Genomic DNA, 15,700 nt, shown 5'->3' with positions numbered 1-15,700 from the left:
CTGTTACTCTTTATCAAGGCGACCAACAAGTGATAATTCAAAGTTTGCGCCCATATATTTGAAGTGTGGACGAACTTGAATTGCGACTTGATACCAACCTGGATCACCTTCAACATCAAGCACTTTAATTTCAGCTGAACGAAGAGGGCGTTTACTACGAACATCTGCTGGCGGGTTTTCTTGGTCCGCAACATATTGTTTAAGCCAGATATTCAGTTCACGCTCAAGGTCTTGGCGCTCTTTCCAAGAGCCAATTTGCTCACGTTGTAGCACTTTAATGTAATGAGCTAATCGGTTGATAATAAACATGTATGGCAGCTGGGTTCCTAACTTATAGTTAGTTTCTGCCATTTTACCCTCTGGGGTATTTGGGAAGGTTTTGGCTTTTTGAACTGAGTTTGCAGAGAAGAATGCCGCGTTATCACTACCTTTACGCATTGTTAGGGTAATAAAGCCTTCTTCTGCCAGTTCAAATTCTCTACGATCAGTAACTAAAACTTCGGTTGGTATTTTAGTTTGTAACTCACCCATCGCTTCGAACATGTGTACAGGGAGGTCATTGACGGTACCGCCACTTTGTGGGCCAATAATATTTGGGCACCAACGGTATTGTGCAAAACTATCATTGATACAGCTTGCGAGTAAGAATGCGGTATTACCCCATAAGTAGTGCTCATGGTCTTGTTTAACATTTTCGGAATAGTTAAACATTTTCACTGGGTTTTCTGTTGGGGAGTATGGTAAGCGTAATAAGAAACGTGGTGCCGTTAATCCTAAGTAACGCGAATCCTCTGCTTCTCTCAGAGAGCGCCACTTCGTATGTGCAGGGCCTTCGAAGACAGATTTAAGATCTTTAATCGCAGGTAATTCAGCATAACTATTAATGCCGAAGAAATTAGGGGAAACAGATGATAAGAATGGCGCATGTGCCATCGCTCCGACAGTGCTGACATATTGCATTAACTTCATATCAGGCGCTGTGTTGTTAAATGCATAGTTCCCAACAATTGCTGCAACTGGCTCGCCGCCAAATTGTCCATAACCTGAAGAATAAACGTGCTGATAAAAACCAGACTGAACAATTTCAGGAGAAAATTCAAAATCTTCTAATAACTCTTCTTTTGTTGCATGAAGAATATTGATTTTGATATTTTCTCTAAAATCAGTACGGTCAACGAGTAATTTCAGGGAGCGCCATGATGCTTCAATTTCTTGAAATTTAGGCGCGTGAATAATTTCATCAACTTGGGCGCTTAGTTTGTTATCAAGCTCAACCAGCATTTTATCAATTAATAATCTATTGATTTGTTGGTCTTCTGATTCATTTGCGAAAAGATTACTAATGAAAGCTGCAACGCCTTGCTTTGCAATATCATACGCTTCAGTCTCAGGTGACATACGTGACTGAGCCATGATTTCATCTAAAAGAGAGCCGTTAGATGCTGGGGCTTGTTGGCCTAGAGCTTCTGTATTTAGTGACATGAAATAATCCTCTATAAACATTATTTTTGATTAGCGGCAATATCGAGTTCTTTTAGAAGTTGTTCGCGTGTTTCTTTATTTTCAAGTAATTCTTGAAGACGCTTTCTAAAAGCAGGGACATTGCCTAGAGGACCTTTTAATGCAACTAAAGCTTCTCGTAATTCAAGAAGTTTGTTTAACTCAGGAACTTGGCGAGCAATATTATCTGGTGAAAAATCTTGCAGAGATTTTACATCTAGATTGACATTAAGCTCAGAATCACTGGTGTTTTCAAGTGTATTACGGACGTTGATATTTAAATTAATACCTGCACTTTCCATAACTGAATTGAAATTGTTTTGATTAATTGAAATTGCTTTTCGTTCTTCTATTGGGGTATCTTCAGTTTTACCTGTCATATCACCCACAATCAGCATATTTAAAGGAAGTTCAACTTCAGCCTGAGCTCCACCTGTATTAGGTGTATATTTGATATTAATTCTTTCTTTAGGGGCAACACTACCGAGATTTTTCTTACTCATTTAAGTGAATCTCCTTGTATGAGTATACGATAACTTCATTCCATAAATTCAAATGCCTAAATTAAAAATTAATAATAAATTTAGAGCATACAGTTCCCTACACAGAACAGATTCTATGTTAAGAATTTTTTTCCCAGAAAGGTGTTTAAACTATCAAATTTTTATGTTGTATTTTTTAGTTTGTTAATAATATACAAATTTAACTTAGGATCAACATGTAAATTGTTATTTGAATATAATTTCGTGATATTTAGTTTGAAATGTATTCTATTTTCATGGGGTATTTTAGTTGAAAATTTCACTCATAATCTCATAATGCGTATTCATAGTTTATATGGCGATTTTTTTATCAGAATAATGATAAGTATAAGTATTTTTGCACGCTAGATAAATCTTGTTTAAGAAAATTAAGTATGAAAAGTCTGTGATGTAAATCAATTTTTTACAGCATGTAACATATTCATATATTTTTCTTACATAATTTAATTTGATTATCTATTTAATTTTATTAAAGAGAAATGAGATTTATTTTTTTACAAAATTAATATGAAATTTATAGGGGGATCATCTTATGTTTTTATATGAAAAGTTTGAAAATGAACGGAAGTATTAATGTTGACATGATGAAGTCATAATTACCTCTTGATTGAGTAAGAAATGAAATTGTAAATCACATAAATTAGGATGATTGGGAAACTCTATGAGGTAAAAGACAAATTTCAACAAGTTATAAAAATAAATATTTTATTATTTGTAACAAACCCTATTCAGCCAACGGAAGAGCCTGGACTATAAATTCAATAACTCTTTTTCTTTTAACGCCTTAAGGTAAATCTATTATCACAAATGATTATCATAATCATTTGTGGGCAATGTATCAGTTCTATTATTGTAGTTGTTGGCTTCATTAAAATGGAAAAATTTCAAAGTGAATGATAAGCCGAAGGTTTCCTATCTATTAGCTGGCAGGAACATAAGTAGTAACTTGTTGAAATTGTTTTATAAAGATAATATTTAATATCTTAATGCCATGGATTTTATCAAGATGAATAAATTATTAGTTCCAGTTTTTTGTATTGTTTCTTTATCTGGATGTGCAGTGACTGAGTATAACTATGTTCCTGAATCACAGAAAATTAGTGAACCCCGAATAGGTCAGGTGAACCATATTACAGTAGGGCAACCCTTAGTAAGAGAAGGCAACATTAGCGAAATAGACGGAATTAAAATATTAAACCCTGTGCAGATAGATTTGGCTTACAAAATTATTCCAGGTGTATTCAAAAAAGTGGGGTCAAGTGATAAAGGCGATTTTTATATGCCAGACCAAATAGTTGACTCTGGTTCGGTCGTTGTTGAGGTTTTAGGGCAGCCTTGGAATTCACTTTTAATTAAAAAAGACTCTACTCCTAATGAGATTTGTATCGTAACAGATGTTAATGTTGCTGTTTGTAGTGATAAAGCACAAATCGAACAAGTAAAACTAAATAATACTGATGGTAACTCATTTGAAGAAGCCTTAATTTTCAATGGGATAAATGGCCATGTTGTTGATGTTAGTTATCAGAAAATAGGTTCGAATATTGAGAATCAAGGGTTTGGCGATACTATTCAGTATAACCTCAAGAATAGCGATATTATTTCTTATCGAAATGTAAAATTAAAAGTTATCGATAGTTCAGAAAACTCATTAACCTATACAGTGATAAGTAATTTTTCTGAAAATTAATGTGCTGAACATTAATTAACCAATTGAAAAACAGCGTTAAACTAAATTTAATCTCTAGTTAAGCGCTGTCGCAACATTTTTTCTCCTTTTATCCACATTCTAACTTCAAAATATTTGGATCACATCGACAATTGTAGAATATTGTCTTTTCAGCATACGTCACATACTCTAAGTTAAATTGATTTAATTTAGAGGGCGTTATTTATGATGAATATCCAATCTGATCACCATAGCTTTTTTATTTTATCTGATGACAAGCAAACTCGCATTGCTGAGATAACCTTTGTTTATACTGGCGATGATCTGGTGATTATTGACCATACGGTGGTTGATGAAAGCTTAAAAGGACAAGGCATTGCAAAGTTACTAGTTGCTAAGGTTGTTGAGCGAATGAGAGAGGAGGGACGAAAAATTATTCCGTTATGCCCTTTTGCAAAAGCAATATTCGATAGAACACCTGAATACAATGATATCCGCCAATAATATTTGCTAATTACTGATGAGGTCAGCATGAGTATTCAAAATAATGATAAAATACTTAATTTACAGTTGATTACAGCACGCTCGAAAGATGTTGGTGGGCTTCCTGTTGCACGAGTTTTACCGACAAGAGAACGTAGACTAATAGGTGCTTGGTGCTTTCTTGACCATGCTGGACCTACGGTTTTTAAAGGGGATTCAGAGGGAATGAAGGTATCACCTCACCCTCATACCGCTTTACAAACATTCACTTGGATGATTGAAGGTGAAGTATTACATCGAGATAGTCTTGGTTATGAACAAGTTATTCGGCCAGGACAGGTCAATTTAATGACGGCAGGTTATGGGATCAGCCATTCCGAAGATACCTACGGAGAAAGTCGCCGATTACATGCTGTACAACTGTGGATCGCTTTACCGGAAGCAGTTAAAGATATTTCTCCACGTTTTGACCATTATCCTACGCTACCTCGATGGTCTGAAGGAGAAATGCATTTCAACTTATTAGTTGGGGAATATGGTACTTATAAAGCACCAACACTGACATTTTCCCCTTTGGTCGGGCTCGATATTATTGCTAAGAAAACCGCTCGACAAGTTTTAACGTTATGCTCTGAATTTGAATACGGTATTTTTGTTGTAAGTGGAAGTGCCGTTATTGAAGGGCAGCAAGTGAATAGTAATGAATTAATTTATTTAGGCAAAAGTATCACTGAAATTTCTGTAGAGCTAGCTTCAGATAGTCATATTTTATTGCTCGGTGGTGAGCCTTTAAATGAATCTGTACTAATGTGGTGGAATTTTATTGGTCGAACTAAAGCTGATATTCATGCTGCTGTTGAGGAATGGAACCAAGGAAACCCACGTTTTGGCCGTGTTTTTAATGATGAACGCAACCCTACACTGGCTCCAATTATGCCATAATCAATTTAAGTAACTTCTTTGTTATTTATTTTAAGCAAACCGAGAATGGCCTTAAATTTAATTTAAGGCTCGTTTTTAGTACTAAGTTTATGAGTCCATAACCTGACTTTTATCGAAAAACTGATAATATGTATACAAAAGGCTATTTTTAAGTCAAAACAAGCCGTAGCCGTTAGAGGTAGACGATAAAAATGAGTAAAAAATACCTATTGGGAATCATTTATTTAAGTTTATTCCCTGTTTCTTTTGCATCATTAGCGTTTCAAGAACAGCAATATAACCCAGTGGTGTTTAATCTGGCTCAGCTTTATGATTTCAATCCTGTTAGAGGTGCTGTTAAGCAAATAAAATCAGTTGTTTATAATGAGGATAAATCAATTAATTATGAATCAATGTTAAAAATTGGTCATGATGGTTGTGTGGAAAGTTTTTCTTTTGATCAAAAGAAAGATGAGTATTTAAATGGTGCTCATAACTATCTTTTTGTAAAGCGAGTTAAAAATAAATTGATTGGTCGAGATGTTAGTGGGCCTGTCGAAATGGTGATAGGTGATAACTGTCAAATAATGTCTAAAAAAGATTCGAATGGTGAATTAATCTACCAATATAACCAAGATGGCATTATTGCTGGCTCACTGCTTGCTGACACGAAAAAACAATATAGCAAAAATGATTATAATGAATTTAAACTTCCAACAACGATAAAATATTTTAAAGATAATGCAATCATATCAGAGACTATAGTAACTTATGGGAAAGATATGAGTAAGCCGTTTGATCACATGATGGACATACGCGCGTTGGGGCAAACAATATTACTCGTCAATTCTAAGTGTGATTATAACGCTAAGAATATTGCCTATAAATGTGACTTTATTTTAAGTCTTAATTCGAATGGCAATGAGATTAAACTACTAAAAAACAGTACTACTGAAGTCGACTTTTATTAAGTATAGGAGATATTCAATGGCTATTTCTGCAAGAAACCAATTGTCAGGTGTTGTTGATTCAATTGTAATGGGAGCGGTAAATGATGAAGTTATACTCGATTTAGGTCATGGTGAAAGCATTGCGGCAGTGATTACCAAAAATAGTACTAAACAACTCGGTTTAGAAAAAGGTAAACTGGCGACAGCAGTAATAAAAGCGCCTTGGGTTGTATTAGTATCTAACGCTGAAGAGTATAATTTCTCTGCTCGTAATCAATTTAATGGTGTAATTGAATCCATTGAAAAAGGAAGCGTTAATTCTGTGGTAAATTTAAAAACCACTGCAGGAACTTTGTTATCTGCGGTGGTGACAAATAATAGTACCGTAGAGTTGGGGTTAAATGTTAAAAGTAAAGTGACTGCGATTATCAAAGCTTCTAGTGTTATTTTGGCAACTAAGAAGTAGTGCAAAATATTGAAGGGCTGTCATGGCAGCCTTTTGTAATTCGTTTGTAATCATGACGCGCTTTCTAGGTCAATAATTTTAATGTGTTTACCTTTAAGTTCAATAAGTTTCCTTTCAATTAATTTCACTAGTGTACGGTTTAATTGCCTGACAGATACACCGAGCATAGCAGCTAATGAATCGCGATTTTCCAATTTAAATTCAGAACCATACTGGCTTTCGGCAAAAATTAAATAGCGCCTCAATTTATATTCAGCAGAGAATGAAGAGGAAGAGTGTAGCTGTGATGCATTAAAAAGCTTTTTGCTAAGATGTTGACAGATAAACTGTAAAAAAATAGGGGAGTTAAGCTCTTTTTTCTGAATAACCTGTAACGGAAATGCCAGTAAATAACACTCAGTAATTGCCTGTATTGTACTATAGATACGGTTTTTTTTGCTGTCATTATTCTGAAATAACTCTAAATCACCAATAACTGAAAAGGCATTTTCAAATGAAAAAATAACATGTTCACCGTTTATTTCATAACGTTCAACCTGTAGTTTTCCCGCAACAAGAAAGTAAATAAAATTAATTTTGTCATTTTGTGATATTAAGTATTCAGACGTATCTATTTTAAGCAGTTTTGCAGACTTTATTGTTTCCTCAGATAGAATTTTATCAAGCTGATAGAGAGTAAAATATTCTTCAATTTTTTCAGAAGAGGTAATTTTTTTCACTATTTATTCTCTCAGTATGGGTCTTTTCGGAGAACAGTATGACATAAATTGGTGTATGCAATAAAGGACATATGTCCTTTTTAAAATGGCAATAACTCTGCAAGCTTATTCAAAAATAACTCGCAGGATACTAACATGAAAGCGTCTTTAAAACCTTTAAGCGGATTTACTAAAAGTATAAAAACAGCAATTAACGCTATGCCAAAAGTGGAACTACATGTGCATTTAGATACGTGTTTAAGTTTTTCTTATGTTAAACAAGCTATTCCGACACTCACGTTTAATGAATTCAAACAAGGTTTTATTGCGCCAACGAGATGCGAGGATCTTGGCGATTTTCTACGTTGTATTGAACCGCAACTTAATATATTACAGACAAAATCTGCAATTGTGCTGGCTGTTGATGATTTGTTTGAGCAATTCAAAATGGATAATGTGATTTATGCCGAAATTCGGTTTGCTCCTTTATTACATACTCAGCAAGGCCTTTCAAGCCGAGAAGTTGTTGATATAACATTAGATGCGATTAATTCAGCAGTTAAAAAGTATGAAATAGAAGCGGGCTTGATTTTGTGTACCTTGAGGCATTTTACTGCCTCTCAAAGTCTTGAAACGGCAAAGTTAGTTGTGGAGTATCAATATCGTGGTGTTGTAGCACTAGATTTAGCAGCAGATGAGGCCCGTTTTTCACTAGGTAATCATGAAATGGCATTTAAGTATGTCAGGGAACATGGAGGGAATGTTATCGCACATGCTGGTGAGGCTTTAGGCTATGAAAGTGTGATTGAAACATTGGATATATTAAAAGTGTCACGTATTGGACATGGGGTAAGAAGTATTGAAAATTCAAATACGATTAAAAAGCTCAAAGCGTTAAATGTATTACTTGAAGTTTGTCCAAGTTGCAATTTAGTGTGCAATGTTTTTGACAGTATTGAAAACCATCCTATTAATGAGTTGAAGAAGCAGGGCGTTAAATTAAATATAAATACTGATGCGCGAACAGTGGCGAATGTAACATTAAATAAAGAATACCAATTATTGCATGATATATTTGGTTGGGGTACTGCTGATTTTACTGAGTGTAATATAAATGCATTACAGGCAAGCTTTATTGAGGAAGAAAAAAAAGCCCTATTGATTAAAAAGGTATTAAATCAATAGGGTAGAATGAAAGAGAAGGAGGATTTTATCTTCCTTCTCCGATTAGTATCAGATAATAATGAGCATAAATTAAAATTTGCCACATTACGATTGACTGAGACTTATCCTATGCTCATTATTAGGATAAAATATAATGTAATTAAAAACCAATCATATTATATTTTGATTTTACACTATTTTTGCAATATGGTGATATAATTGAAATTAGAAAAATATTTTCTAATTTATAGAATAATAAAGATTAAATTCTAACTTAGAATTATGTTATAAATAGATGAGTTGAAGTTATCTATTTATAACAGGATGAGCTTATGCCAGAAATAAGAATTGTTGCGACAGTAATTGCAAAAGATAATGAAGTCGAATTTGTGAAAGCAGCAACTAAATCAATCGTTGAGCCAAGTAATAGGGATGAAGGTTGTCTTCAATATGAATTACATCAAGATAATGCTAATCCAAATATTTTTATTTTCTTTGAAATTTGGAAGGATCAGGAGTCATTAGATAAACATAATGTTACAAAGCATTTGCAAGATTTTATTAAGAAGATAGAAGGTAAAGTCGATTCATTAGATGTGAAATTAATAAGTAAAATTGCATAATGTTAATTAATGATTACTAAATAATAATAAAAAGGAATACAAATGTATTCCTTTTTGAATATGGATTAATTAAAAATTTCAGTGAGATGTATTTTATAATCATTGATATATTTTTCAATATTAGGTTCTTTGATCACGTCGTTAACCATAAAGGTTGGGAATTTTTTCAATCCGAGAAATTGTTGTGATTTATGAAAGGCAAAATAGACTCCATCTACACCTCGACCGTCAAAAAAATTATCAAATTCATCAAATGCATCGATAGGAGCATTCCAATTCACTGAAAGCATATACTTTTTCCATTAAGTAGGCCCCCAGTACCATATTGCTTGCTTGGATTTTGGCGGGTACGACCATCATTTGCATATAAATGGCCGTGACCGAGGGTATAAACGTCATCCATATATTTTTTTACCATCCAAGGCATCATCATCCACCAGCCAGACATTTGGTAATAATCGCATCTGCCCAAAGAAATTTTTTAACCTCATTTTCCTCAGCAGTTAGGTCAATTTACCTTGTGGTGCGGTTAATTAAATTGACATCCAGTTATTCTTCCAGTTTTTTGACGATTCGGCTTACCGAGGAATTTGCTAAATTAAGTTTATCAGCCGCTTTACTAAAACTTTTTTGTTCTACCACTTCAATAAATACACGGGCTTCTTCAGATGTTGCTCTCATAATAATTTTGTTAGCCAATAAGGTGATAGAAAAGGTGGTTATTATAATAACAAAGATAGACATTAAAATTTAAACTAAAAGTTTTAAAAGATGGAGTTTTATTAGGCTTTTAACCTAATCATATTGGAGTCTGATCTATCGCTTTTCTTAAAAGAACTTTTAATGCTTCTATTTTGTTAAATTTTGACAAAAATCTTACAAATTATAGAATAAGAAGGAATTGGTCATAGGACTCGTAAGCGTTTACGTTAACCAACGCATATAACTTTTGGCCACACATAGGTTATGTGCTTTGTGTGTCTGTTAACCTTGGAGTTTTTTTATGCCACATCGAGACCGTAATTATATTTTAGGTATCCCAAAGTTACCTGCTCGAGCGATGATTTTTCTTGTTCCTTTCTTTTTATCCCTTGTCATGAGTGGAATTGTTTCGCTAATTAGTACCATAAGAGCCTTGGGCTTCACGAGTGACGTGTTTTCACCCTGGTTGAGCTCGTGGATGCTTTCTTGGATGATAGCTTTCCCAACCGTATTTTTTGTTTTACCAATTGCAAGGCGTATTTCATTGATGTTAGTGAAAACCACATAACCGTGTTGATAAAAGTTGCTAATATAATAGTGAATTTATGGGTATTATTTTGAATGGGTTGCTATGTCGATAAAAATTATTGGTTTGTTCTTTATCACTGCGTTGGCTGAAATTGCAGGCTGTTACTTTCCTTATCTTTGGATGAAAAAGCAAGGTGGGGCTTGGCTATTGATCCCGGCAGCCTTAAGTTTAATGCTATTTGTCTGGTTACTCACATTACACCCAGAGGCAAGCGGACGAATTTATGCGACTTATGGTGGAATTTATATTGTCACGGCATTAGCTTGGCTAAAAGTGGTTGATGGTGTTTCTCTTACCGTGACTGACTGGGTTGGTGCTTTAGTCGTACTGATCGGAGCCGGTATCATTATTAGTGGTTGGAAATAGAATTCAGTGTTATCACGTCACCTTAAAAAATTAATTATTTATTTTAAAGTGACGTGGAATTTAAGCCGACAACAGAATTATTCCTTTATGTGGATTTCAGTAAATGATTACTAAATCCATAGTTAAATTTTAAATTAAATACAAGGGTTATTCTTTTCTAAGAAATAACATTATTTTCTTTTACGAAATGTTAATTGAAATGATGTTTAACTTAAATTTTTAAAATGTAACATTTGATCCAAATCAATTTAACAATAAGTACTCTATTGGTAGTAATTTTAATTGATGTTTAACTACTCAGTTAATATTAATTAAACTTTTATTTTCACTTTCATTGATTTTAGGCAATATCTAATCATATTAGACTGCTATTCTCTCACCGATTTATACAAAAAATATAAAGAGGTAGCAATGAACGTTAGTCGCAGAAAGTTTTTTAAAATCTGCGCTGGCGGGATGGCAGGTACAACTGTAGCTGCGTTAGGTTTTATGCCTGGAATGGCAATAGCTAATGTACGTGAATATAAATTACTTCGTTCTAAAGAGACGCGTAATACCTGTACTTACTGTTCTGTCGGTTGTGGATTACTAATATATAGCATGGGCGATGGCGCCATGAATGCTAAGTCCGCGATATTCCATGTCGAAGGTGACTCAGACCACCCGGTAAACCGTGGTGCTTTATGCCCTAAAGGGGCTGGCCTACTCGATTATATCCAAAGCGAAAATCGTTTACGTTATCCTGAATATAGAGCACCAGGCTCTGATAAATGGGAACGCATTAGTTGGGATGATGCTTTCACACGCATTGCACGCTTAATGAAAGATGACCGCGATGCAAATTTCATTGAAAAAAATGCGGAAGGAACAACAGTAAACCGTTGGTTATCAACAGGGATGCTTTGTGCATCAGCTGCCAGTAACGAAACGGGAATGTTGACGCAAAAATTCGCTAGATCGCTAGGAATGCTAGCAGTTGATAACCAAGCGCGTGTCTGACACGGACCAACGGTAGCAAGTCTTGCTCCAACATTTGGTCGCGGTGCGATGACCAACCACTGGGTTGATATCAAAAATGCCGATGTTGTCGTCGTAATGGGCGGTAATGCTGCGGAAGCACACCCTGTTGGGTTCCGCTGGGCAATTGAAGCGAAAAATAATAATGATGCCACACTGATTGTCATAGACCCGCGTTTTACGCGTACTGCATCAGTTGCTGACCATTATGTGCCAATTCGTTCAGGAACCGATATTACCTTTTTATCGGGCGTTTTGCTGTACCTGATTGAAAACCAAAAAATCAATGCTGAGTATGTTAAGAACTATACCAATGCGTCATTGATTGTTAGAGACGATTTTGACTTTAACGATGGCTTATTTAGTGGTTATGATGCTGATAAGCGTAGCTATGACAAAACCAGCTGGAACTATAAGTTTGATGAAAATGGTCACGCATTACGCGATGACACATTACAAGATCCGCGTTGTGTGTGGAATTTACTTCACAAACACGTATCACGCTATACGCCTGATATCGTTGAGCAAATTTGTGGAACGCCAAAAGCCGATTTCTTGAAAGTCTGTGAAATTTTAGCAACAACAAGTGCAGCAGATAAAGCTGGGACTTTCCTGTATGCATTAGGTTGGACACAACATACTGTTGGCGCACAAAATATTCGCACTATGGCGATGATCCAGTTACTGCTAGGTAACATGGGGGTTGCTGGCGGCGGAGTGAACGCGTTACGCGGGCACTCGAACATTCAAGGCTTAACCGATTTAGGGTTACTATCAACCAGTTTACCGGGTTACCTGACATTACCTTCTGAAAAACATCAGAACATTGATAGCTACCTGACTGCGAATACACCGAAAGCGACCTTGCCAAATCAGGTGAATTTCTGGAGTAATTATCCTAAATTCTTCGTGAGTTTGATGAAGTCTTTCTATGGGGATTCAGCACAAGCAGAAAACCAATGGGGTTATGATTGGTTGCCTAAATGGGACCAAGCTTATGATGTGATGAAGTATTTTGACATGATGAGCAAAGACCAAGTGACGGGCTATATCTGTCAAGGGTTTAACCCAGTGGCTTCATTCCCTGATAAGAATAAAGTGGTTAGCTGCCTCAGTAAATTGAAATACCTGATTGTCGTTGACCCATTAGTCACTGAAACAGCGAATTTCTGGCAAAATCATGGTGAGATGAATGACGTTGATACGGCTTCGATTCAAACCGAAGTGTTCCGTTTACCATCAACTTGTTTTGCAGAAGAAGATGGTTCGATAGCCAACTCAGGCCGTTGGTTACAATGGCACTGGCAAGCCGCAGATGCCCCAGGCGAAGCGCGTAACGATGGCCAAATCTTAACCGGTATTCTGTATAAGATCCGGGAATTGTATGAGAAAGAAGGTGGCCAAGGCCAAGATCCTCTGATGCAAATGAAATGGAATTATAAACAACAATTCCATCCTGAATCAGAAGAAGTGGCGAAAGAAAACAACGGTGTTGCACTGGTTGATCTCTATGATGCAGACGGTAACTTACAAGCGAAAAAAGGCGAGCTGCTCAGCTCATTTGCCTTATTACGTGCGGATGGTTCAACGGCATCTTCTTGCTGGATTTACACTGGTAGCTGGACCGAGAAAGGCAACCAGATGGCTAATCGTGATAACAGCGACCCATCAGGTATCGGTAACACATTAGGTTGGGCATGGGCATGGCCTTTGAACCGCCGTGTGATTTATAACCGTGCTTCTTGTGACACCCAAGGTAAACCGTGGAATAAAGACCGCGTGCTTATCGAGTGGAATGGTAAAAAATGGGTCGGTAATGATATCCCTGACTTCAATGCTTCTGCACCTGAAGTGGGAACAGGGCCATTCATCATGCAACCAGAAGGTTTAGGTCGTTTATTTGCTATCGATAAGATGGCAGAAGGGCCATTCCCTGAGCATTATGAGCCATTTGAAACACCACTTGGCACTAACCCGTTGCACCCGAATGTGGTTTCTAACCCAGCGGCGCGAATTTTTGATGAAGACAAAAAACGTCTTGGCGACCACAAAGATTTCCCTTATGTAGGTACCACATACCGTCTAACAGAGCATTTTCATACATGGACCAAGCATGCTCGCTTGAACGCGATTGCTCAGCCAGAGCAATTTGTTGAAATCAGCGAAACACTAGCGAAAGCCAAAGGAATTGCGTTAGGCGATAAGGTCAAAGTCAGCAGTAAACGTGGTTTTATCAAGGCAGTTGCGGTTGTCACTCCTCGATTACAAACGCTGGTGGTGGATGGCAAACCAATTGAAACTGTTGGACTACCGATTCACTGGGGCTTTGAAGGCGCGACTCAAAAAGGGTTTATCACCAATACGTTAACGCCGTCTGTCGGCGATGCTAACTCTCAGACACCTGAGTATAAGGCATTCTTAGTTAACATTGAGAAGGCGTAAGGGAGGGAACATGTCCATGCAATCTCAAGACATTATTAAACGTTCCGCGACCAATAGCATTACGCCTCCGCCACAAGCGCGTGATGATAAACTTGAAGTCTGTAAGCTCATTGATGTGTCATCTTGTATCGGCTGTAAAGCTTGTCAGGTGGCATGTTCTGAGTGGAATGATATCCGTGACGAAGTTGGCCACTGTGTTGGGGTTTATGATAACCCAACGGATTTAAGTGCAAAATCGTGGACGGTGATGCGTTTTAGCGAAACCACTGAAATGGGTAAGTTAGAATGGTTGATCCGTAAAGATGGCTGTATGCACTGTACCGACCCTGGATGCTTGAAATCTTGCCCATCAGCAGGAGCAATCATTCAGTACGCAAATGGTATTGTGGATTTCCAATCAGAGCACTGTATTGGTTGTGGTTATTGTATTGCAGGTTGCCCATTCAACATTCCTCGATTAAATCCGAAAGACAATCGAGTGTACAAGTGTACCTTGTGTGTTGATAGGGTGAGTGTAGGCCAAGAGCCAGCATGTGTGAAAACCTGTCCAACGGGTGCTATCCGTTTCGGTACGAAAAAAGAAATGTTGGAATACGGTGCAGAGCGCGTAACGAAATTGCAAAATCGGGGTTATGCGCAAGCGGGAATTTATGATCCTGAAGGCGTTGGTGGTACGCATGTTGTTTATGTACTTCACCATGCTGATAAACCTGAACTGTATCATGGCCTGCCTAAAGACCCACAAATTGATACGCCAATCAATCTGTGGCAGGGCATCTTGAAACCACTTTCTGTCGTTGGATTTATCGCGACCTTTGCAGGGTTGATTTTCCACTATGTGGGAATTGGTCCGAACAAAGAAGTGAGTGATGAAGAGGAGAAAGATGACCATGAGTAAGAAAAGCAAAATGATTGTGCGGACTAAGTTTATTGACCGCGCGTGTCACTGGACGGTTGTCATCAGCTTCTTCTTGGTTGCTTTGTCGGGGATCGCATTATTTTTCCCAACACTGAAATGGTTGACGGAAACCTTTGGTACACCACAAATGGGGCGGATTTTACACCCTTTCTTTGGCGTACTCATTTTCGTTGTGCTGATGTTTATGTTTGTTCGCTTTGTGAAGCACAATATTCCAGATAAGCAAGACTTACCTTGGATCAAAAATATTGTCGAAGTATTGAAGGGCAATGAACATGAAGTGGCTGATGTCGGTAAATATAACGCCGGCCAAAAAATGATGTTCTGGAGTATCATGAGCCTGATTTTTGTGCTCTTGGTCACCGGTATTATTATTTGGCGCCCTTATTTCGCACATTTATTCCCAATGTGGATGGTGCGTTGGGGGCTGTTGATCCATGCTGTTGCTGCGATTGTCTTGATCCATGCCATTTTAATTCATATGTACATGGCATTTTGGGTTAAAGGTTCAATCAACGGAATGATCGAAGGGAAAGTTAGCCGCCGTTGGGCGAGAAAACATCACCCTCGTTGGTACCGTGATGTCGAAGCGAAAGAAGCTAAAGCAGAAGCTGAAAGTAAAAAATAATTTACGCAGCAGACGCTAAAT

At 36.9% G+C, this 15,700-nt stretch carries 15 protein-coding genes and 2 pseudogenes; 12 read left to right on the top strand and 5 right to left on the bottom strand.

Annotated features, from left to right (window positions below; all coding sequences use genetic code 11):
* Nucleotides 1-3 precede the first annotated feature (3 nt).
* Nucleotides 4-1,482, bottom strand: a complete 1,479-nt coding sequence (gene tssC, locus PZ638_RS13730; RefSeq protein WP_036957880.1) for a type VI secretion system contractile sheath large subunit — start codon at nucleotides 1,480-1,482, stop codon at nucleotides 4-6.
* Nucleotides 1,483-1,502: 20 nt separating this feature from the next.
* Complete coding sequence (tssB, locus tag PZ638_RS13725) at nucleotides 1,503-2,003, bottom strand: type VI secretion system contractile sheath small subunit (protein ID WP_004908059.1); 501 nt, start codon at nucleotides 2,001-2,003, stop codon at nucleotides 1,503-1,505.
* Between the two features lie 1,045 nt (nucleotides 2,004-3,048).
* Here tssB and PZ638_RS13720 point away from each other — a divergent pair.
* The 5 genes from PZ638_RS13720 to PZ638_RS13700 all read left to right on the top strand — a co-directional run bounded on the left by PZ638_RS13720 (nucleotide 3,049) and on the right by PZ638_RS13700 (nucleotide 6,531).
* The gene (locus PZ638_RS13720) at nucleotides 3,049-3,732 is read left to right on the top strand and encodes a hypothetical protein (RefSeq protein ID WP_187367839.1); all 684 of its coding nucleotides are present in this window, start codon (nucleotides 3,049-3,051) and stop codon (nucleotides 3,730-3,732) included.
* A 204-nt stretch (nucleotides 3,733-3,936) separates the two neighbouring features.
* The gene (locus tag PZ638_RS13715; protein WP_004255982.1) at nucleotides 3,937-4,215 is read left to right on the top strand and encodes a GNAT family N-acetyltransferase; all 279 of its coding nucleotides are present in this window, start codon (nucleotides 3,937-3,939) and stop codon (nucleotides 4,213-4,215) included.
* 27 nt (nucleotides 4,216-4,242) lie between these two features.
* Complete coding sequence (locus PZ638_RS13710) at nucleotides 4,243-5,136, top strand: pirin family protein (protein WP_206277929.1); 894 nt, start codon at nucleotides 4,243-4,245, stop codon at nucleotides 5,134-5,136.
* 191 nt (nucleotides 5,137-5,327) lie between these two features.
* Complete coding sequence (locus tag PZ638_RS13705; protein WP_110591491.1) at nucleotides 5,328-6,086, top strand: YnfC family lipoprotein; 759 nt, start codon at nucleotides 5,328-5,330, stop codon at nucleotides 6,084-6,086.
* A gap of 16 nt (nucleotides 6,087-6,102) precedes the next feature.
* Nucleotides 6,103-6,531 (top strand): TOBE domain-containing protein, encoded by a 429-nt coding sequence (locus tag PZ638_RS13700; RefSeq protein WP_004255976.1) that lies wholly within the window; start codon nucleotides 6,103-6,105, stop codon nucleotides 6,529-6,531.
* Nucleotides 6,532-6,581: 50 nt separating this feature from the next.
* Here PZ638_RS13700 and PZ638_RS13695 read toward each other — a convergent pair whose 3' ends face one another.
* On the bottom strand, nucleotides 6,582-7,250 hold the full coding sequence (locus tag PZ638_RS13695) for a Crp/Fnr family transcriptional regulator (RefSeq protein WP_181489573.1): 669 nt from the start codon (nucleotides 7,248-7,250) through the stop codon (nucleotides 6,582-6,584).
* A gap of 135 nt (nucleotides 7,251-7,385) precedes the next feature.
* On the opposite strand from PZ638_RS13695, the gene add reads away from it, so the two are divergent.
* On the top strand, nucleotides 7,386-8,414 hold the full coding sequence (gene add / locus PZ638_RS13690) for an adenosine deaminase (RefSeq protein ID WP_272674301.1): 1,029 nt from the start codon (nucleotides 7,386-7,388) through the stop codon (nucleotides 8,412-8,414).
* A 311-nt stretch (nucleotides 8,415-8,725) separates the two neighbouring features.
* Entirely contained in the window at nucleotides 8,726-9,016 is a 291-nt protein-coding gene (locus PZ638_RS13685) for a putative quinol monooxygenase (protein WP_004255970.1), read from the top strand.
* A 65-nt stretch (nucleotides 9,017-9,081) separates the two neighbouring features.
* On the opposite strand, the pseudogene PZ638_RS13680 reads toward PZ638_RS13685, so the two are convergent.
* Both PZ638_RS13680 and PZ638_RS13675 read right to left on the bottom strand, forming a co-directional pair.
* Nucleotides 9,082-9,505, bottom strand: a pseudogene (locus tag PZ638_RS13680) (NAD(P)H-dependent oxidoreductase); the annotation flags it as partial.
* A gap of 63 nt (nucleotides 9,506-9,568) precedes the next feature.
* Nucleotides 9,569-9,697: pseudogene (locus tag PZ638_RS13675) on the bottom strand (helix-turn-helix domain-containing protein); the annotation flags it as partial.
* A gap of 322 nt (nucleotides 9,698-10,019) precedes the next feature.
* On the opposite strand from PZ638_RS13675, the gene PZ638_RS13670 reads away from it, so the two are divergent.
* From PZ638_RS13670 to fdnI, 5 genes are all read left to right on the top strand, one after another.
* Nucleotides 10,020-10,286 carry a DUF2798 domain-containing protein gene (locus PZ638_RS13670; protein WP_094960756.1) on the top strand — a complete coding sequence of 89 codons (267 nt, stop codon included), beginning with the start codon at nucleotides 10,020-10,022 and terminating at the stop codon, nucleotides 10,284-10,286.
* 63 nt (nucleotides 10,287-10,349) lie between these two features.
* Nucleotides 10,350-10,673: a YnfA family protein gene (locus PZ638_RS13665; RefSeq protein ID WP_004255956.1), complete on the top strand. Its 324-nt coding sequence runs from the start codon at nucleotides 10,350-10,352 to the stop codon at nucleotides 10,671-10,673.
* Between the two features lie 411 nt (nucleotides 10,674-11,084).
* Entirely contained in the window at nucleotides 11,085-14,132 is a 3,048-nt protein-coding gene (gene fdnG, locus PZ638_RS13660; protein ID WP_206277849.1) for a formate dehydrogenase-N subunit alpha, read from the top strand.
* A gap of 10 nt (nucleotides 14,133-14,142) precedes the next feature.
* A complete protein-coding gene (gene fdxH / locus PZ638_RS13655; RefSeq protein WP_004909723.1) occupies nucleotides 14,143-15,030 on the top strand; it encodes a formate dehydrogenase subunit beta in 888 nt (295 codons plus the stop codon).
* Nucleotides 15,023-15,679 (top strand): formate dehydrogenase-N subunit gamma, encoded by a 657-nt coding sequence (fdnI, locus tag PZ638_RS13650; protein ID WP_004255903.1) that lies wholly within the window; start codon nucleotides 15,023-15,025, stop codon nucleotides 15,677-15,679. The genes fdxH and fdnI overlap by 8 nt, the downstream gene beginning before the upstream one ends.
* Nucleotides 15,680-15,700 lie beyond the last annotated feature (21 nt).

The organism is Providencia hangzhouensis, from assembly GCF_029193595.2.
Classification (GTDB): Bacteria; Pseudomonadota; Gammaproteobacteria; order Enterobacterales; family Enterobacteriaceae; genus Providencia; species Providencia hangzhouensis.
The sequence above is the reverse complement of the archived record's forward strand: the minus strand, read 5'-3'. Positions and strand labels throughout refer to the sequence as shown.